The organism is Thalassospira sp. MCCC 1A02898 (assembly GCF_001618185.1).
In the GTDB taxonomy this organism is placed as follows: Bacteria; Pseudomonadota; Alphaproteobacteria; order Rhodospirillales; family Thalassospiraceae; genus Thalassospira; species Thalassospira tepidiphila.
The window spans coordinates 378,191-394,446 of record NZ_LPXK01000001.1; the positions used below are offsets into that span (position 1 = coordinate 378,191).

Consider the following 16,256-nt stretch of genomic DNA (forward strand, 5'->3'; position numbering starts at 1 on the left):
TTTGCGATGGTATTGGTCATAGGCTGAAGACCTCACGCGTGGAGGGGTGGAAAAGCTCGTCGATCGAAAGTTTGCGCGGTGAAAGTCCTTGGCGGTAGTGATAGTCAAGGAACGTCTCGATGACTTTGCGGTTTGGCGCAACGCCATAGGGCCAAAGATCATCACCCAGAAGGTTTTTCGCGCGATCAAGCGTGTCTTCGACAAACGGCATCGTGACCTTCGTCGCGGACGTGTCGCTCAGCGCATCAAGCGCCATCTTCTTTGATTGCGAGAACGCCTTAAGCAGCGCCCCGGGAAGCCATGGATGCTGCTCAGCCAAGCTTTTGCGGACACCCAACACATGCATGATCGGGAAGATCGATGTACGTTTATAGTGGTCTTCTGCCGCTGAAATGCTGTCAGTGAACAGGCGCCCGACATGCGGGTGACCTTCGTTAAAGCATTTTGGCCAACGCGGACCAATGAAACCATCAATCTCACCGTCCATCAGCATCTGATTAAGCGTCGCACCGTCTGGCGCCTGGGTCATTTTGACATCATCGGGCAGATCAACCTTGATCTTTTCCGGCCGACCCGGCGTGTCCATGCCACCACGTACCCAATGGATGTCGGATGGTTTTACCCCATAGTCATCCTCAAGAATGCCTCTCACCCAGACATTTGCCGTCAGCTGATATTCCGCAATACCGATGCGGCGTCCTTTGAGGTCTTCGGGGCTATTGATGCCTTTGTCCGTCCGGATGTAAACCGACGTGTGGCGGAAGGCGCGCGACAGGAAGACCGGAATTGCCACATAGTGAGATTCTTCTCGTGCGAGTTTTACGCAGTAGGACGAAAATGAAAGCTCGCTGACATCGAAATCTTCGTTACGGAATGCCCGGAAGAACATTTCTTCCGGGGACAGCAGCATTGATACGGGATCTACGCCATCAATTTTGACGCGTCCATCAAAAATCGGCCTGGTGCGATCATAGTCTCCGTAGGCAAGTGAAAGTGTCAGATTACTCACGAGTTTCCTCCAATATTTGTTTTTTGTGTCTGTATTTGATGAAGCAGCTTGACCGGTGCTGCCGCTTCTGCGGATTGCAAAATCGCGTGGCACGCTTCAAGCGTGGCAAGGCCCCAGCGCCCGGTTTGTGATGGCGGAGCGTTAAAGCGGACAGCTTTAATCAAGGCGGAGTTAACGCCGGCGCGTGGGCCCATCTCCAGCGGTGCAGGAATGTATTTCTGTTCGAAATGGCCGTGCAGCCAAACCCCGTTGGGCGTAATCCGCAGATCGCCGCCGTCACACGAGACAATGATCGGGCCAAAATGTTCGTGGTTTGGCGCGGGTGGTCGTGCCGGGGTTTCGCCATATGTTCGACCGGATTTCAGGGCGGATTCTTCTTCCGGGCTTGAAACCTTGGTCAAGGCTTTGCGGGCTTGACCGTAGCTTTCAGGGTCCTTCGGATAGCCAAGTTCGCCAACCCAGCCTTGCCATACATCGGAATCAAAATGCGCGTAGCCCGAATAGGTCAAAGAGGCAAAGGCACCGCCTTCAAATGTAGCCAATGCGCTATATGCGCCTTCAGTCGGGCGGGCCGGATCCCAGTTCCCGGTGGCCGCAGTGATGGTTTTCATCATGCCGCCACCCAGAAGCCTAACAATATCAAGCTGGTGGACAGCCTGACTGAAAATCACTCCGCCGCCTTCTTCTGTGACGAGTTCCTCCGGTCGACGCGGACGATATAGGAAGTCGGTATAGTTCATTGCATGAATCATGCGGACGTTGCCGACATCGCCAGACTGAATGATCTTATGGGCCAACATTACAGCCCCATCAAAGCTGTGGCTGGGGCCCACAATCAGTTGCACGCCCGCTTTCTCACAGGCTTCGACCATTTTGATGCCGTCTTCAAGATGGATCGCAAGTGGCTTCTCAACCAAAACATGCTTTCCGGCTTTCGCAGCAATTTCCACGTGATCGACATGCATTTGATGCGGTGTGGCGATATAGACGGCTTCGACGTCCGGATCGGCGCAAATATCCTCGACGTTCTGATAGGTGCGCCCGCCAAACTCCTGCTCGAACGCCGCACGTGAAGATTCCCGCGGTGCGCATGCCGCAACAAGTTGCACCCGATCATCTGCATTGATGCTTGGCAATGTCAGCATGAACCCGCGACCAAGCCCGATGACGCCAAGGCGCAAGGGCGCCTCAAGCTTCGGCTGATTAGAGTTCGATGACAAGATTTCCCTCCCTTGCGCGGGAGACACAAATCATGATCTGGCTGTCTTTTTCTTCATCCATCAGGACCATGTCGCGATGGTCAACATCCCCTTCGATCAGCTTGCAGCGGCAAGTGCCACAGGTGCCGCTTTCACAAGAGCTTACCGTTTTGATGCCATTATCACGAAGTGCTTCGAGAACGGACCTGTCAGCAGGAACCGTGATGGTGGTATCGAGATTGGCGACTTTCACTTCAAACGGTTTATCGTCTTCGCGCACGGCATCGACGGCTTTGAAGTCTTCGAAATGCACACGCCCTTCCGGCCAATGGCCTGAGATGGCTTTGATTTCTTCCATCAAGGGGGATGGACCGCAGCAATAGACATGCCCGGCACCGGGCTCTTCGAAGTGATCCCAGAAATCATAAACCTGATTGAGATCGCCATTGTCGTGATGAAACTTAACGCGTGATCCGAATGCGTTTTTGATATCATCCAGATATGCAGTTTCCTCGGCAGATCGGGTGCAGTAGATCATCTCGAACGGCTTGCCCTGCGCAGACAGGTGATTGGCCATTGCGTAAATTGGAGTGACCCCGATTCCGCCTGCAATCAGCAAATATTTCGGTGCATTTTTGAGTGCGAACGAGTTCTCGGGTGCCTGAATTGTAATCTCGCTACCTTCAGTAGCTGACTCGTGCATTGAGGATGATCCGCCACGCGATTCAGGCTCGCGTTTCACGGCAATCACGTAGGTTTCCGGAAATTCCCCATCATTAACAAGCGAATAGCGGCGCATCGCGCCGGATGGCGTTTCGACGGTGATATGCGATCCCGGCGCAAAGGCAGGGAGTTCGATCTCATCCACGGGGGAAAGCGTAAACTCGCAAATATAAGGCGTTAGCTGACGCCGTGCCTCTACGCGCATTTTTATGCTTTCTAATTCTGTTGACATTTTTTCCTCCCGAAGTAACTTTGATGAATAAATTAGATATCTAATAATTCTTGTCAAGTCACTAGATGCCTGTAATGATGTGATATTGATTCTTTGATATCTAAGAAAACACAAAGGAGGAGAGTTCACGTTATGCTCAGCCATGAAGAGAATGACCTGTTAACCCGCGTCTCGGGTGATGCGCCAATGGGGAAGCTGATGCGCCAGCACTGGACGCCGGTTTGCCTCATTGAAGAAGTTGCCGAAGCGGATGGCAAACCGCTGCTGGTGGAGGCGATTGGCAATCGCTATGTCGCCTTTCGGGATTCAAACGGAAAGCTTGGTCTTCTTGATGAGCTCTGCCCGCACAGACGTGCATCTCTGGTTTTTGGTCGTAACGAAGATTGCGGACTGCGGTGCCTCTATCACGGCTGGAAGTTCGATGTTGAAGGCAACTGTGTTGCCATGTCGTCCGAACCCGAAGGCAGTCCGCTACATGAGAAGGTAAAGCACAAGTCTTACAAGACCGTCGAATGGGGGGGCTTTGTTTGGGCATGGCTTGGCGAAGAAGAAGACATGTATCCGTTTTCGCCACCTGCATTTGCCCCGACCGAAGATACCCAGGTTTCAATCCTGAAAATCAGGATTCCGGCCAACTGGGCGCAGATTACCGAAGGGCAGATCGATTCCGCACATTCGTCCAGTTTGCATTCATCGGATATGAAGCCGGCCCGCGTTGAAGGCGCTTCCGCGGATGATCAGGCATGGTACCGCCCTTCGACGGATAAATCTCCGCGCATGCAGACCCAAACGACCAGCTACGGCTTCCACTATGCTGCGATCCGTAAGCCGATCAAAAATCCTAGTACCCATAACTATCTTCGTATTACCGAGTATATTGCACCCTATACATCTCTGATCCCGCCGAATAACAATTATAATGTTGCGAGTGTTATCGTTCCTATTGACGATGAAACCACTCATTTCCATTTCATTGCCTGGGGTGGAAAGGCCTGTCCGACAACCGAAGAGTGGCGAAAATTCAATCACGCACAAAAAGGCATTCACCTTGATGATCGTTGGGTCTCCCAGCGTCAATTGCACAATAATTTCCTGCAGGATCGCCAGGCTATGAAGCTCGGGAGTTTCACGGGTGTTAAGGGTATTCCCAATCAGGATATTGTGATGTGGGTATCTATGGGTGCCATTGTTGATCGATCGGTAGATATTCTTGGGGCTTCCGATCTCGCGATTGTCGAGTTTCGCCGCTTGATGGTTGATGCAGCCAGAAAAGTTGCTGCCGGTGGCGATGCGATCGGTACCGTCGAGCCAAGAATTCCGCATGCAGACATCGCTTCGCGCGAGGGGGTCTATCCGCAGACAGTGGATTGGCGAACTCTTGTGGAAGAGAAAAGTGTCGCTGCCGAATAAGGTTTTGATAGCAGGTTCGTTTGTGAGCCTGCTATTTTTTTCGAACAAAACTAAGATATCTAATTTTATGGTTGACTGATCTCCTTTGCTGCCATTTAATTTAGATATCTTATAAAAAAGACCAGAGAGACCTTTCCGTGATTACAAAAAATAATAAACACGGAAATTCCCGGGAGGAAAAATCACATGAAGCAGGTAGTCGCCGCTTCTGCAGCCCTGGGCACATTGCCCAACAAACTCCCCCAAGGGGTTTATTATGGTGGAGCTTGGCATAGAAGTTCTAGCCAGCAGATACCGGTTTATTCCCCATCGACCGGACAAGAAGTTGCCAAAGTTGACAGTGCCGGCGAGGAAGAACTTGAAGCCGCTGTAAAAGCTGCAACTGCAGGTCAGAAAATTTGGGCGAAGACGATCCCTTTGGAACGGTCGCGTGTTATGCGCGAAGCTGCAAGCAAGATCAAGGAGCACAAGGAAGAACTCGCGCGACTTGACGCTCTCGACAGCGGTAACTCGTTGCGGGGGATGCTGTTTGACGTGGATATCGCAGTTACCTTGATGGAATTCTTTGCGGGCTTGGCCACGGAGATTAAAGGTGAGACCGTCCCGGTTGGGGCGGGGAAAGTGAACTATGTTGTGCGAGAGCCTGTTGGTGTCGTGGCACGCATCGTCCCATTTAATCACCCGCTGATGTTCGCCTGCGCAAAGCTTGCGCCGCCAATCATGGCTGGCAACAGTGTGATCATCAAACCATCGGAAGAAACACCGCTTTCAAGCCTAAAGGTTGCCGAACTTATTGGCGGACTTTTCCCACCAGGCGTTTTGAATGTGCTGAATGGCGGCCCTGATCTGGGGGCAGGACTTTCAACCCATCCCGGTATCGCCAGCGTCAGCGTTGTCGGCAGTGCCGCAACCGGGCGTGCCGTCATGCGTCAGGCTGCCGATACACTTAAACATGTGTCATTGGAACTGGGCGGAAAGAACGCACTTGTCATGTTCCCGGATGCGGATGTTGAAAAGGCTGTTCAAAGCGCGGTCAAGGGCATGAACCTGCCATGGACAGCAGGACAGTCTTGTGGCTCGACCAGTCGGGTATTCGTCCATGAAAGCCTATATGATCCCGTCGTTGATCAGTTGGCCGCCGCATTTGATGCAGTAAAGCCGGGCGATCCACTCTCACCTAGTACCGAAATGGGCTGTCTCTCGACGCGCGGTCAGTATGACAAGGTCCGCGGTTACATAGAAATAGCGCAGAATGAAGGTGCCAGGATGGTGGCGGGCGGCGATGTACCCGAAGAGCTGTCTCATGGCTTCTTTGTTCGACCGACTGTATTTGCTGACGTCACCCCCGATATGCGCATTGCGCAAGAAGAAGTGTTCGGACCGGTGCTGAGCGTCCTCAAATGGAGTGACTATGACTCCCTGATCGAAGCGGTAAATGGGGTTGATTACGGGCTCACTGCCTCGGTTTGGACGCGCGATATCTCACAAGCTATGCGTGCAGTTGATGACATTTGCGCCGGGTATGTCTGGGTCAACAATTCCAGCGACCATTTCCTTGGCACACCGTATGGCGGGATGAAGCAATCCGGCATCGGACGCGAAGAATGCTTGGGCGAGATGCTGTCTTACACCGAGCAAAAGAACGTCAATATCACTTTCGAGGCCTGATGCCGTTCCAGTGGGACCTTTGACGGTCGGCATCCAATAAAAATAACAGAAATTATAAATTGAGATCTTACCCATTAGGGAGGAAAGAATGAGGCTTTTGACTCTTGCCGCGGCTATTGGACTGGCCTTCGGCGTTAACACTGCACAGGCTGAACCGGTAAACCTGACGCTCTCAGGTGGCAATCCGGGTGGCTTGTGGTCCCTTCTCGGCGCAGGTATCGACCGTGCCGTAAAACAATCAGACCCAAATTCCGTTGTAACATATCAGGCAACTGGTGGTGGATTTGCAAATATTGGTTTGCTGGGAGCAAACCGGACGGATACGGGATTAGTTCACAACGCTGAAGTGAAGATTGCTCTGGCAGGTGAAGAACCCTTCAAGGCTCCTGTAAACAACATGCGTGCAATTGGTTACATGTATAATTGGGCGCCGATGCATTTCTTCTTGGCGAAGTCGATTGCCGACGAATACAACATCGATAGCCTCGACGATCTTGCAACAGCAAAAGCACCGGTGCGTATTGGTGTAAACCGTTCGGGTAACATTACGTCCAACGTAGCGTTGTTCATGCTCGAACAAGCTGGGTTAACCACGGAAGCTGTTGAGGCAAATGGTGGACGCATTGTTCAGGCCGGGGCAAACGACCAGGCAGAACTGCTGAAGGATGGTCGTATCGACATTGTTACCAATGGTGTCTTTGTTCTTCATTCCTCATTCCGCGCAATTGACGAAAACAATGAAGTCATTGTCCTCGACATTCCCCAGAATGTAATTGATGCCACGAATGCCCGTTTCGGAACTCAAACTTATACAATCCCCGGAGGAAGTTATTCCAATCAGCCAAATGATGTCGAAACGTCGGCCCTTGGTGCTCTTCTGGTGGCGACGGATCAGATGGAGGAAGAAACTGCATATGACCTTACCAAGGCTTTGATTGCAAATGTTGACGAGATCAAGGCGGTTCACGGTTCTATGAAGGCGCTGACCCCGGAGCTTATGGCTGATCAGGATGTTCTGCCGTTCCATCCCGGTGCAGAACGGGCATATCGCGAGGCAGGACTTCTCAAATGATGAAGTCACTTGTAAACACAGGCCGCAAACGTACGTTTGCGGCCCTACCCCACAAAGTTCTGATCAGCTTGGCGGCGCTATTTGCGATCGGGGTTATTTACGGCAACCTCTTCGTTATCTCGGACCCGCTTATAATTGGCATTCTGTTTCTTAGCGCCTTGTTCTCGATGCTCTTCTTGGTGGTCGGTGCAACAACTAATGCACGGGACAAACCGACCATTATTGATTGGGTGTTAAGTGTACTGAGCCTCGCTACCGGAGTGTTTTTCCTTGTGAATGCAAGTGTGATTTCAAGCCGGATTACTTTGCTTGAAGAGCTTACACCTGCTCAACTTTTCTTCGGGTCGTCACTTCTATTCTTGTCACTTGAAGCGACGCGTCGCACGACGGGTGCAGGTCTTACGATCGTTGTTCTCGGTTTTATGGCCTACAACCTGTTCGGTCACTTGCTACCCCCGCCCTTTGGGCACGGAGTGATCGAATACACCTACCTGCTGGATGCGCTAATCTTTACAACGGACGGTGTCTTTGGTGTCCCGATCCAGGTTGTCGCTAGCTATGTTTTCCTATTTGTTCTGTTCGGGACGTTGCTGTCATTTGCTGGCGGAGGGGACTTCTTCTTTAACCTTGCTGCCTCGCTGACTGGAAAGAGCCCCGGTGGTCCAGCAAAGGTCGCTGTTATCTCATCAGGCATGTATGGAACGATTTCAGGCAGTCCCGTATCTGATGTCGTCGCGACGGGCTCGATAACGATCCCAATCATGAAGCGCCTTGGCTATTCATCGCGTTTCGCCGGCGCAGTTGAAGTTGCTGCATCCACAGGTGGCAGCGCCATGCCGCCTATCATGGGCTCAGCCGCGTTCATTCTTGCTGAGTACACAGGGTTTGCGTATCGCGAAGTCGTCTACGCCGCGATTATTCCAGCGATCCTTTACTATCTTGGCGTTTTCTCGCAGGTTCACTTGCGCGCGGTCAAACGCGATCTGCGCTCCTATCCAGATGATGTCCCTACGCTTAAGGCAACCCTCATTAATGGCTGGATGTTTATTGTCCCGATCGCGGTGATCATACTCGCACTGTCGCTTGGTTATTCGCCAACCATGACGGCAGGCTTGGGAGCTGCTTCTGTCGTCATTGCAGCGGCTTGCTCTGCGCGAACCCGCATGAGCGTTTGGCGTGTAGTTGAAGGCCTTGGTGAAACCACACTGCGCATCCTCCCCGTTGCTGGCGCGTGCGCGGCTGCGGGACTTGTAATCGGAGGTCTGTCTATGACGGGCCTTGGCATGAAAGCGGCAAACGTGATCATGACAATCAGTGGTGCGGATCCGGTTATCACCTTGATGATTTCCGCTGTGGTGACCATCATTCTCGGTTTAGGGATGCCAACACCAAGTGCTTACATTCTTGCAGCAGTTCTCGTTGGGCCAGCACTTTCAAAGTTGGGATATCCGCTTCTTGAGTCTCATATGTTCTTGCTTTACTACGCGATCCTGTCGGCCTTGACGCCACCGATTGCGGTTGCGGCGCTGGCGGCAGCGGCCATTGCAGAAGAGGATCCATTCAAGATTGCGTTTGATGCAGTCAAACTTGCCGCAGTCGGCTTTCTGCTGCCATTCGTCTTTATTTGGAATCCTGCTATCATCGGTTCCGGTTCATCCATTGAGATTGGGCTTGCCGTGATCGGCGGTGTTATCGGAACGATTTCACTGGCGGCTGCAATAGAGGGCTATATGAATGGCACTCTGTCGCGGCTAATGAGAAGCCTGTTCATTTGCGTCGCTGTTGGCAGTGTCGCGCCGTACATGCTCGTATCTTTGGGTGCGATTGTTGTGGGCAGTGCACTACTTGCACGAAACTACTTCTCAACGTCACCCTCCTCAGCGAAAGAGGCGAAGGATCAAAAAGTTCCTGGAGCTTGATGCGTTCCAGTTGTGCAAGGGAGGTGTGCGCATATGCTTCATGCCTCCCTTTTTTTCGCGATGTCATAGGGCTGTTTGATATTGCATTTTCCCGAGATTGGACTTTTTACCGGCAGCTTTATGCTGCGGAGCTCATGGTCACTGCATTTTACCGATCCCGTTTCGTCTATAGTTATCCCAGTGCTGCATCCCGACCGTCGATTAGGGTAAGCGTCGCGGTTAGTTTTGTGCGTAGCGGATTACTCGCGTGCGCATGTCTATTTCCAGCCTCAGGAGATGTTTATCCTGGCTGACGCGACTTCATTTACTGAAATAAAATGGCATAATATCTTCGATCTCTAATTATAAAAGGGCCAATGACACATCTGGCTTAGAATAACAATTGGAAGCAGCAGCCAGCGAATGCTGGCCGTTCGGAGGAAAGCGATGACTAATCTAATGCGTAACTTAAAAATCTCGACAAAAGTTTTCGGAGGCTTTGCGCTCATCCTGTTGCTTCTGGCAACCGTTGCCGTGTTAGGCGTCGTTTCCATGAGTAGTGTGGGGACAGACTTTACGCGTTACAGAGAAGTTGTTCTCCAATCAAATCAAGCGGTCCGTGTGCAGGAGAAGCTGTTGGAGGCACGGGTGGCAGTTAAAGATTATCTATTAAGCAATAGCCCTGAAGATGCCCAAATAGTACTTGATATGCTCGACACGACTAAGCTGTTGAATCAAGAACTAGGGTCTTTACTGTCCGAAGGAAACCGAAAAGAGGCCTCGAGAGTAGTTTCAGATAACTTGACAGCATATTCTGAATCTTTTGAAGAAATCGTTTCGCTCTCGGTTTTTGATCCAGTACGTGGCGATTTGGTTTCCAATGAGTTAGAGCGTATCGGGCCGATTGTTGCCAGTGAGTTAGAAGACCTCAAGCTTGACGTAAAAGCAGAGCAAGATGAGATCGGCCCGCGCGCTGCTGCTGCATCTAAAAGATCTGTTTTGATCAGCGAGATACTAGCGGGTGCTGCAATCATCATTGGTGTAATTTTCGCGTGGTTAATTGGGAGGGGCATCTCTCAACCTATCGTGCAAATTACTGAAGTGATGAAAAAGTTAGCTGCGGGGGACAAAGAAGCAAATGTTCCAGGTGAGCATCGTGGAGATGAAATTGGAGAAATGTCTCAAGCAGTATTGGTGTTCAAAGAAAACATGATTCGTGCTGATCAGCTTGCCACGAAAGAAGCTGAAGCGCTAAAATTAAGAGAAAAACGAGCCGAGAAGATAAGCGAACTTACCGCCGAGTTTGACAGTGAAATGGCTTTTGTGCTCAAAGCCCTCGTAACTGCGGCCAAGGAAATGCAATCGACTGCGACTGGAATGACCAATACTGCAGAAGAGACAAGTCGGCAAGCTGGGATAGTTGCGACAGCGGCCGAACAGGCCTCGACTAACGTTCAAACAGTAGCGAGTGCAACTGAAGAGTTAAGCGCTTCGATTAGCGAAATAAATCAACAGGTGGGGCAGTCATCCACGGTTGCAGCTCGAGCCGTTGTAAATGCGGAAGAAACGAATGTCCGGGTACGTGGGTTGGCGGATGCAGCGCAAAAGATTGGTGACGTTGTTGGACTGATTAGCGATATTGCCGAGAAAACTAACCTTCTTGCTCTAAATGCGACGATTGAGGCTGCTCGTGCTGGTGACGCGGGTAAGGGTTTCGCTGTGGTGGCTGCAGAAGTCAAGAATTTGGCGACAGCGACATCAAAAGCAACTGATGAGATTACTGCGCAGGTTTCAAATATCCAAAGTGAGACTGATGGTGCGGTTGAGGCAATCGCTGCAATCTCTTCCACTATCTCGGAGATTAGTGAAGTTTCGGCAGCAATTGCAAGCGCTGTTGAGCAACAGGGAGCTGCTACACTCGAGATCACTCGCAACGTCCAAGAAGCCGCTGGGGGTACCACCGAAGTCACTAGTAGTATTATTAGTGTGAATGAAGCTGCGGTTTCGACAGGTGGAGCAGCTGAACAAGTATTAGATGCTTCGGGCAGTTTATTACATGAAACAGACAAATTGCGTGAGAAAGTGCAAGCATTCCTGAGTTCTGTTCGAGCAGTCTAACTGTCAAACATCCTTTCGAAGTGTCAGGGCCGAGATAAAAGTTATTTGAGTGATATCCGTTGCTTGTGATTCATTTGTCTTTGTCATGGAAATGGCGGGGTGAGCGCCCTCGACTTACCTTCAATCAGTTCAGTGCGCAGTGCTGTCAGTAATGATAAAATCAGTCTCCGGATCATGCTGTAAGAGGCGGGGATAACTGACCGCGCCCAAGGGGGCAGGAAGAGTTTTCCTCCATAATAGATTAGCGCAATGGCAAATATAATCCCGAGGGCCATGGCAATCGCATGTAACGCCGGAACGTATTTTTCCGGGACAAAAGCATCAAGGAAATCGACCGAAATATGACTTCCGAGCCGGATGCCGATACTGATACCCACGAAGCTCACGACAATGATTGCATAGCCAACAATTGTTTCAATCTAGAGACGGAGCATTATACCGGTTATGAATGATACCCGATGTTCAACCTGATTTTCTTTTTTGTTTCATGATGAGAGTGACTGCATGTCAGTCTGATTTCAAAGGTGTTGTTTTGAGCACGCTTAATGGGCGATTTATTGATTGTACAGACCTCATACCTGGGGTGTTTTGTGATCGGGGATTTATTGACAATACCGTCAATAAATCACACATTGGTTCAGCTGATACCGAGTTGGTTCTATCTAAAGCAATCACCTCTCAATTAGAGAAGCCGCCTTTGATCCAGACTAACCACCTGGTAGGCGGCTTCTTGCGTTTTAGAAAGGTCAGCGCGCCAACGGATTTTCTGCAGTAGCCTATCTAATTGTCAGCAGATAACCGAGACGAAAAGCTTTGCAATCCTCCACGCAAAACGTCCGATAGTTTCTCCCACACCCCGTTTGAGGAAGGATGATTGAGAGCTCCATTCTCAGAAAATTTGAAAGGCAGCACAATGTAGATAAGCTGATTGCGCTTTAATAGTGCAGAAGAGAGCTGATCACTTACATTTCTTCACTATCAAAATGCTCAAACATGAATAGCAACAGCTCCCGAATTTGCATTATTTAGAATATTATTCTCTCAATGCGTCCGCGGAATCAGACAAGCATGCCTTCTAAACAGCCAGACGATAATCGCCGTCGCAAACCAATGCGTAACGGACGGCGAAAAACAAAAACAGTAGGACCTCACCCAATTGATCTTCATGTCGGTAGAAGATTGCGCGAGCTCCGCATGCTTAACGGTTTCGGGCAGACAGAAATTGCTAAACTTTTGGGTATTACTTTCCAGCAGGTTCAAAAGTATGAGCGGGGAACCAATCGAGTAAGTGCATCAAGGCTATATGATATTGCCCAAGCACTCAAAGTTCCGGTCAGTTATTTCTACGATGACATACCACGCGATCTTACTGACAAGTCTATTGCTCAACGCAACAAGATTGTTACTCAACTCTTCGTTTCTCGTGAGGACCCTATGCAGCGGCGAGAAACTTTAGAACTTGTACGCAGTTATTACGGTGTTGAGGATGATGTGTTGCGTGAACGGATATTTGAACTGATAAAATCGATCTCGAAATACAACAGCAGCAAAACAGACAGGGGTATCTGAATAGCTAGCCGATACGACGGAGTTCTCAACGGATCAAAGCGATCCCGAAAACTCCGTTTGATACGATCACTAGGGCGTCCGCATCGGATAAATCAAGTTAAATAAAAAAAGCGGCGCAACCTAAGTCACCCGCTCCAATTCTCTTGCTGCAGGGTTTTCTCGCTAGCACGAGGGAACTGATCCCGCAACTCACACTATGACTAATATAAAAATTATATGGTGCTGTTCAATTAAATTCGTATGTGAAACTGAATACTGTCTTCACAACGAAAATTTGAGATTCACCCGTACCATTTTGGCATTCTCATATTTTCCGACACAAGTTCTCATATTTAATTTTACAGTCTCATATTTTGTGTTCATTTACACCCCCACCGACGAGGGCTGGCATCGAGGCAGAGTGATGAGGCTGGCGGAAAGGACGCGTTCTGATCAGCCCGCCTTCGGGCAACATTCCGGATACGGAATGGATGACCGTGGTTTCAAGCGCCTGTCTGGCATCAAGATCGGGCAGAATGCCCGGCAAGCGGGCCGCCAGCATCGATTTCCCCGATCCCGGCGGTCCCGACATCAAAAGGTTATGGCCCCCGGCTGCTGCGATCTCAAGCGCACGTTTCGCACTTTCCTGTCCCTTAATATCGCGCAGATCACCATGGAAATCATTGATCTCGTCTGCGTCACGCCGGATCGGGCGGGGCAGAATTTGCGTGCCTTTGAAATGATTGATCAGGGCCACAAGGCTTGCGGGCGCCAGAATCTCAAGATCACCGGCCCAAAGGGCCTCCGCCCCGTTGGCGTTCGGACAAATGATGCCGCATTCCTGCATCCCGGCTTCCATGGCGGCGGGCAAGACACCGCCAACCTTGGTGATGCTGCCATCAAGCCCCAATTCACCCAGTACCAAGAACCGTTCGATATCGTCATGGCCGATGACATCCATCTCGGCCAGAATGCCCAGCGCAATCGGCAGATCGAAATGCGACCCTTCCTTCAGCAAATCAGCCGGGGCCAGATTAATCGTGATGCGTTTGGGCGGCAGGGCCAATCCCATGGCCGAAAGCGCAGATCGCACCCGTTCACGGGCCTCGGACACCGCCTTGTCGGGCAGGCCAACGACAGTAAAGGCCGGAAGGCCACTTGCCATTTGCACCTGAACATCAACAGGGATCGTTTCAATCCCGGCAAAGGCAACTGTGGTAACCCGCGCTGTCAATTTGCCTGACCCCCCATAACCCCAAGTTGCATTACTTTGACGGGAAACCGGGGGCAAGGCAACATATCGTTTACGGGCAATCACTTGGCGTTCCGTTTAAGCCCGTAAATACCATGCTGCTATGTCAGGGTCCGTTCATTAAGAGAACACAATGATATCAAACGCTGGCAACGCCAACCCCTGTCAGGTCGGCAGATTGGTCGCATGGCTCAAATTGGCTTATGCCGGTTGTAGGCCGGATGTTCCCACCCGGGTCTGACGCAGATCGCGCCCCGGTGACACATTGAAAAGGCGGCTATATTCGCGGGTAAACTGCGGCACGCTTTCATAACCGACTGCATAAGCGGCATCGGCGATTGCCGTGCCTTCGGCCATCATTCTTCGCCGTGCCTCGATCAGGCGAAGCTGCTTTTGGAATTGCAGGGGCGAAAGCGTCGTTGCCGCACGGAAATGCTGGTGAAATGACGAAATGCTCATGCCTGCGGCCTCGGCAAGTTCATTCACCCGAAGGGTCTCGGCAAATTGCGCACGAATCAGCGCCACCGCGCGACTGATACGCTGGGCATGGCTGTCTGCGGTTCCCAGCCTGCGGATCGCAGTGCCATGTGACCCTGACAGCATCCAGTAATGCATTTCACGAAGCAGGCCATCACCAAGGACCGAAATCGCCCCGGACCGGTTCAGAAACTGCATCAATCGGGTTGCCACATCTTCGACATGGGGATCAAATCGCTCGACAGAGATCGGCCCGCCTTGCCCGTGCGGAAGGCCGATGGCCGCCGCAATATCGGCAATCATCGCCAGATCAAGTTCAAGAATCAGCGCGTAATAGGGCGCCGCAACGCTTGCCTTGGAAATCTGGCTGACGGTCGGCACGTCTGCAGAAATCAAAAGCGCATCGCCCGGACCAAGATCAAATGTCTCCGCCCCCATTGTCACCAATTTGCGCCCCTGAAGCACCATCGCAACAAGTGGCCGGTTGATCGCCACCTGAAGCGCACCGGGATAGAGAACCCGCACCATCGAAAGGCCGGGCACCGGTGTTTGGGCCACACCGGACTGGTCTACATGCGCATCGGCATAGCGCCGAACAAGATCAAACAGGGTTTGCACCATAAGCCTTTCACTGCTCACACGGGTCTTTTGGACAAGTCGATTGGATTAATAGGTAAGCATATGACCCAATATTGCAATTCGTTTTCCATCATTTGGACAAACAGGCAAAATTCATAGACAGACAGGCAACAACTACCATCAAGACAGGGGTAGGTTTGCGGCATCGATAAACCTGAAAGGAAACATCATGTCGAAAATTTCCATGATCACCGGTGCCAACCGCGGACTTGGCCGCAACGCCGCCATCAGCATTGCCAAGGCGGGTAATGATGTCATCGTCACCTATCGCGGCAACGAAGCGCAGGCCCAGGAAGTCGTCGAAGAAATCCGTGCCCTTGGCCAAAAGGCCGTTGCGCTGCAACTTGATGTCACCAAAATCTCGACCTTCCCGGCCTTTGTTGCCACCCTGAAAAAGGCCCTGACCGAAGTCTTCGGACGCGACAGTTTTGATCATCTGATCAACAATGCCGGCCACGGCGAAATGACACCGTTCGCCGAAACCACTGAACAAGAGTTCGACTCCCTGTTTGATGTCCATGTCAAAGGCGTGTTCTTCCTGGTCCAGGCGGTTTTGCCGATACTTGCCGATAACGGACGCATTATTACCTATTCTTCGGGGCTGACACGCGTGTCCTTCCCGGGCTTTTCCGCCTATTCCGCGGCAAAGGGTGCGATTGAAATTCTGACGGTCTATCTGGCCAAGGAACTCGGCGAACGTGGCATCACGGCCAATTGCGTTGCCCCGGGCGCGATCGAGACCGACTTCCTTGGCGGTGCAGTCCGCGATACCCCCGCCTATAACGAGGCCTTTGCCAGCATGACCGCCCTTGGCCGGGTCGGTTTGCCCGATGATATCGGTCCGATGGTTGCAAGCCTGCTGCGTGATGACAATCGCTGGGTCACAGCCCAGCGAATCGAGGTTTCAGGCGGTCAAACGATCTGATCCCACTCACGTATCCAGCTCTTAATTCCCCTGAACCGGGGCGATTAAAACAAACAACCCGGCACATCAGTCCGCGTGCCGGGTTG

General features: G+C 51.4%; 12 protein-coding genes and 1 pseudogene. 7 read left to right on the plus strand and 6 right to left on the minus strand.

All coding sequences use genetic code 11. The annotated features are described in order from the left end of the window. Positions 1 to 16: 16 nt before the first annotated feature. Genes AUQ41_RS01725 through AUQ41_RS01735 form a run of 3 tightly spaced genes read right to left on the minus strand, consistent with a single transcriptional unit; the run spans position 17 to position 3,307 of the window. Positions 17 to 1,009 carry an ABC transporter substrate-binding protein gene (locus AUQ41_RS01725; RefSeq protein ID WP_175494872.1) on the minus strand — a complete coding sequence of 331 codons (993 nt, stop codon included), beginning with the start codon at positions 1,007 to 1,009 and terminating at the stop codon, positions 17 to 19. Then, positions 1,006 to 2,229 (minus strand): Gfo/Idh/MocA family protein, encoded by a 1,224-nt coding sequence (locus AUQ41_RS01730; RefSeq protein ID WP_223304935.1) that lies wholly within the window; start codon positions 2,227 to 2,229, stop codon positions 1,006 to 1,008. Before AUQ41_RS01730 ends, AUQ41_RS01725 begins: the two co-directional genes overlap by 4 nt. Then, positions 2,213 to 3,307: a PDR/VanB family oxidoreductase gene (locus AUQ41_RS01735; RefSeq protein WP_223304934.1), complete on the minus strand. Its 1,095-nt coding sequence runs from the start codon at positions 3,305 to 3,307 to the stop codon at positions 2,213 to 2,215. The genes AUQ41_RS01730 and AUQ41_RS01735 overlap by 17 nt, the downstream gene beginning before the upstream one ends. Here AUQ41_RS01735 and AUQ41_RS01740 point away from each other — a divergent pair. The 5 genes from AUQ41_RS01740 to AUQ41_RS01760 all read left to right on the plus strand — a co-directional run bounded on the left by AUQ41_RS01740 (position 3,296) and on the right by AUQ41_RS01760 (position 11,329). Further along, the gene (locus AUQ41_RS01740) at positions 3,296 to 4,573 is read left to right on the plus strand and encodes a Rieske 2Fe-2S domain-containing protein (RefSeq protein ID WP_063086236.1); all 1,278 of its coding nucleotides are present in this window, start codon (positions 3,296 to 3,298) and stop codon (positions 4,571 to 4,573) included. The genes AUQ41_RS01735 and AUQ41_RS01740 overlap by 12 nt on opposite strands. Positions 4,574 to 4,759: 186 nt before the next feature. After that, on the plus strand, positions 4,760 to 6,241 hold the full coding sequence (locus AUQ41_RS01745) for an aldehyde dehydrogenase family protein (RefSeq protein ID WP_063086238.1): 1,482 nt from the start codon (positions 4,760 to 4,762) through the stop codon (positions 6,239 to 6,241). An 88-nt stretch (positions 6,242 to 6,329) separates the two neighbouring features. Further along, complete coding sequence (locus AUQ41_RS01750) at positions 6,330 to 7,313, plus strand: TAXI family TRAP transporter solute-binding subunit (RefSeq protein ID WP_063086240.1); 984 nt, start codon at positions 6,330 to 6,332, stop codon at positions 7,311 to 7,313. Continuing rightward, positions 7,310 to 9,232 (plus strand): TRAP transporter fused permease subunit, encoded by a 1,923-nt coding sequence (locus AUQ41_RS01755; protein ID WP_063086242.1) that lies wholly within the window; start codon positions 7,310 to 7,312, stop codon positions 9,230 to 9,232. The genes AUQ41_RS01750 and AUQ41_RS01755 overlap by 4 nt, the downstream gene beginning before the upstream one ends. Before the next feature lie 426 nt (positions 9,233 to 9,658). Beyond that, complete coding sequence (locus AUQ41_RS01760; RefSeq protein WP_063086832.1) at positions 9,659 to 11,329, plus strand: methyl-accepting chemotaxis protein; 1,671 nt, start codon at positions 9,659 to 9,661, stop codon at positions 11,327 to 11,329. Positions 11,330 to 11,412: 83 nt separating this feature from the next. On the opposite strand, the gene AUQ41_RS20490 is transcribed toward AUQ41_RS01760, so the two are convergent. After that, entirely contained in the window at positions 11,413 to 11,748 is a 336-nt protein-coding gene (locus AUQ41_RS20490) for a TRAP transporter small permease subunit (RefSeq protein ID WP_083952712.1), read from the minus strand. Positions 11,749 to 12,397: 649 nt separating this feature from the next. Between AUQ41_RS20490 and AUQ41_RS01770 the strand changes: the two genes are divergently transcribed. Then, a complete protein-coding gene (locus AUQ41_RS01770) occupies positions 12,398 to 12,898 on the plus strand; it encodes a helix-turn-helix domain-containing protein (protein WP_223304932.1) in 501 nt (166 codons plus the stop codon). Positions 12,899 to 13,265: 367 nt separating this feature from the next. Here the strand turns inward: AUQ41_RS01770 and AUQ41_RS01775 are convergent. Then, positions 13,266 to 14,111, minus strand: a pseudogene (locus tag AUQ41_RS01775) (YifB family Mg chelatase-like AAA ATPase); the annotation flags it as partial. A 219-nt stretch (positions 14,112 to 14,330) separates the two neighbouring features. Then, the gene (locus AUQ41_RS01780; RefSeq protein WP_063086248.1) at positions 14,331 to 15,227 is read right to left on the minus strand and encodes an AraC family transcriptional regulator; all 897 of its coding nucleotides are present in this window, start codon (positions 15,225 to 15,227) and stop codon (positions 14,331 to 14,333) included. A gap of 187 nt (positions 15,228 to 15,414) precedes the next feature. On the opposite strand from AUQ41_RS01780, the gene AUQ41_RS01785 reads away from it, so the two are divergent. After that, positions 15,415 to 16,170 (plus strand): SDR family NAD(P)-dependent oxidoreductase, encoded by a 756-nt coding sequence (locus AUQ41_RS01785; protein WP_063086250.1) that lies wholly within the window; start codon positions 15,415 to 15,417, stop codon positions 16,168 to 16,170. The last annotated feature ends 86 nt before the right edge of the window (positions 16,171 to 16,256 follow it).

What these genes read in the sequence shown, in the direction of transcription:
- AUQ41_RS01740 (WP_063086236.1), top strand. Translation starts at nt 3,296, where the DNA reads ATGCTCAGCCATGAAGAGAATGACCTGTTAACCCGCGTCTCGGGTGAT.
- AUQ41_RS01735 (WP_223304934.1), bottom strand. Translation starts at nt 3,307, where the DNA reads ATGGCTGAGCATAACGTGAACTCTCCTCCTTTGTGTTTTCTTAGATAT.
- AUQ41_RS01745 (WP_063086238.1), top strand. Translation starts at nt 4,760, where the DNA reads ATGAAGCAGGTAGTCGCCGCTTCTGCAGCCCTGGGCACATTGCCCAAC.
- AUQ41_RS01750 (WP_063086240.1), top strand. Translation starts at nt 6,330, where the DNA reads ATGAGGCTTTTGACTCTTGCCGCGGCTATTGGACTGGCCTTCGGCGTT.
- AUQ41_RS01755 (WP_063086242.1), top strand. Translation starts at nt 7,310, where the DNA reads ATGATGAAGTCACTTGTAAACACAGGCCGCAAACGTACGTTTGCGGCC.
- AUQ41_RS01760 (WP_063086832.1), top strand. Translation starts at nt 9,659, where the DNA reads ATGACTAATCTAATGCGTAACTTAAAAATCTCGACAAAAGTTTTCGGA.
- AUQ41_RS01770 (WP_223304932.1), top strand. Translation starts at nt 12,398, where the DNA reads ATGCCTTCTAAACAGCCAGACGATAATCGCCGTCGCAAACCAATGCGT.
- AUQ41_RS01780 (WP_063086248.1), bottom strand. Translation starts at nt 15,227, where the DNA reads ATGGTGCAAACCCTGTTTGATCTTGTTCGGCGCTATGCCGATGCGCAT.
- AUQ41_RS01785 (WP_063086250.1), top strand. Translation starts at nt 15,415, where the DNA reads ATGTCGAAAATTTCCATGATCACCGGTGCCAACCGCGGACTTGGCCGC.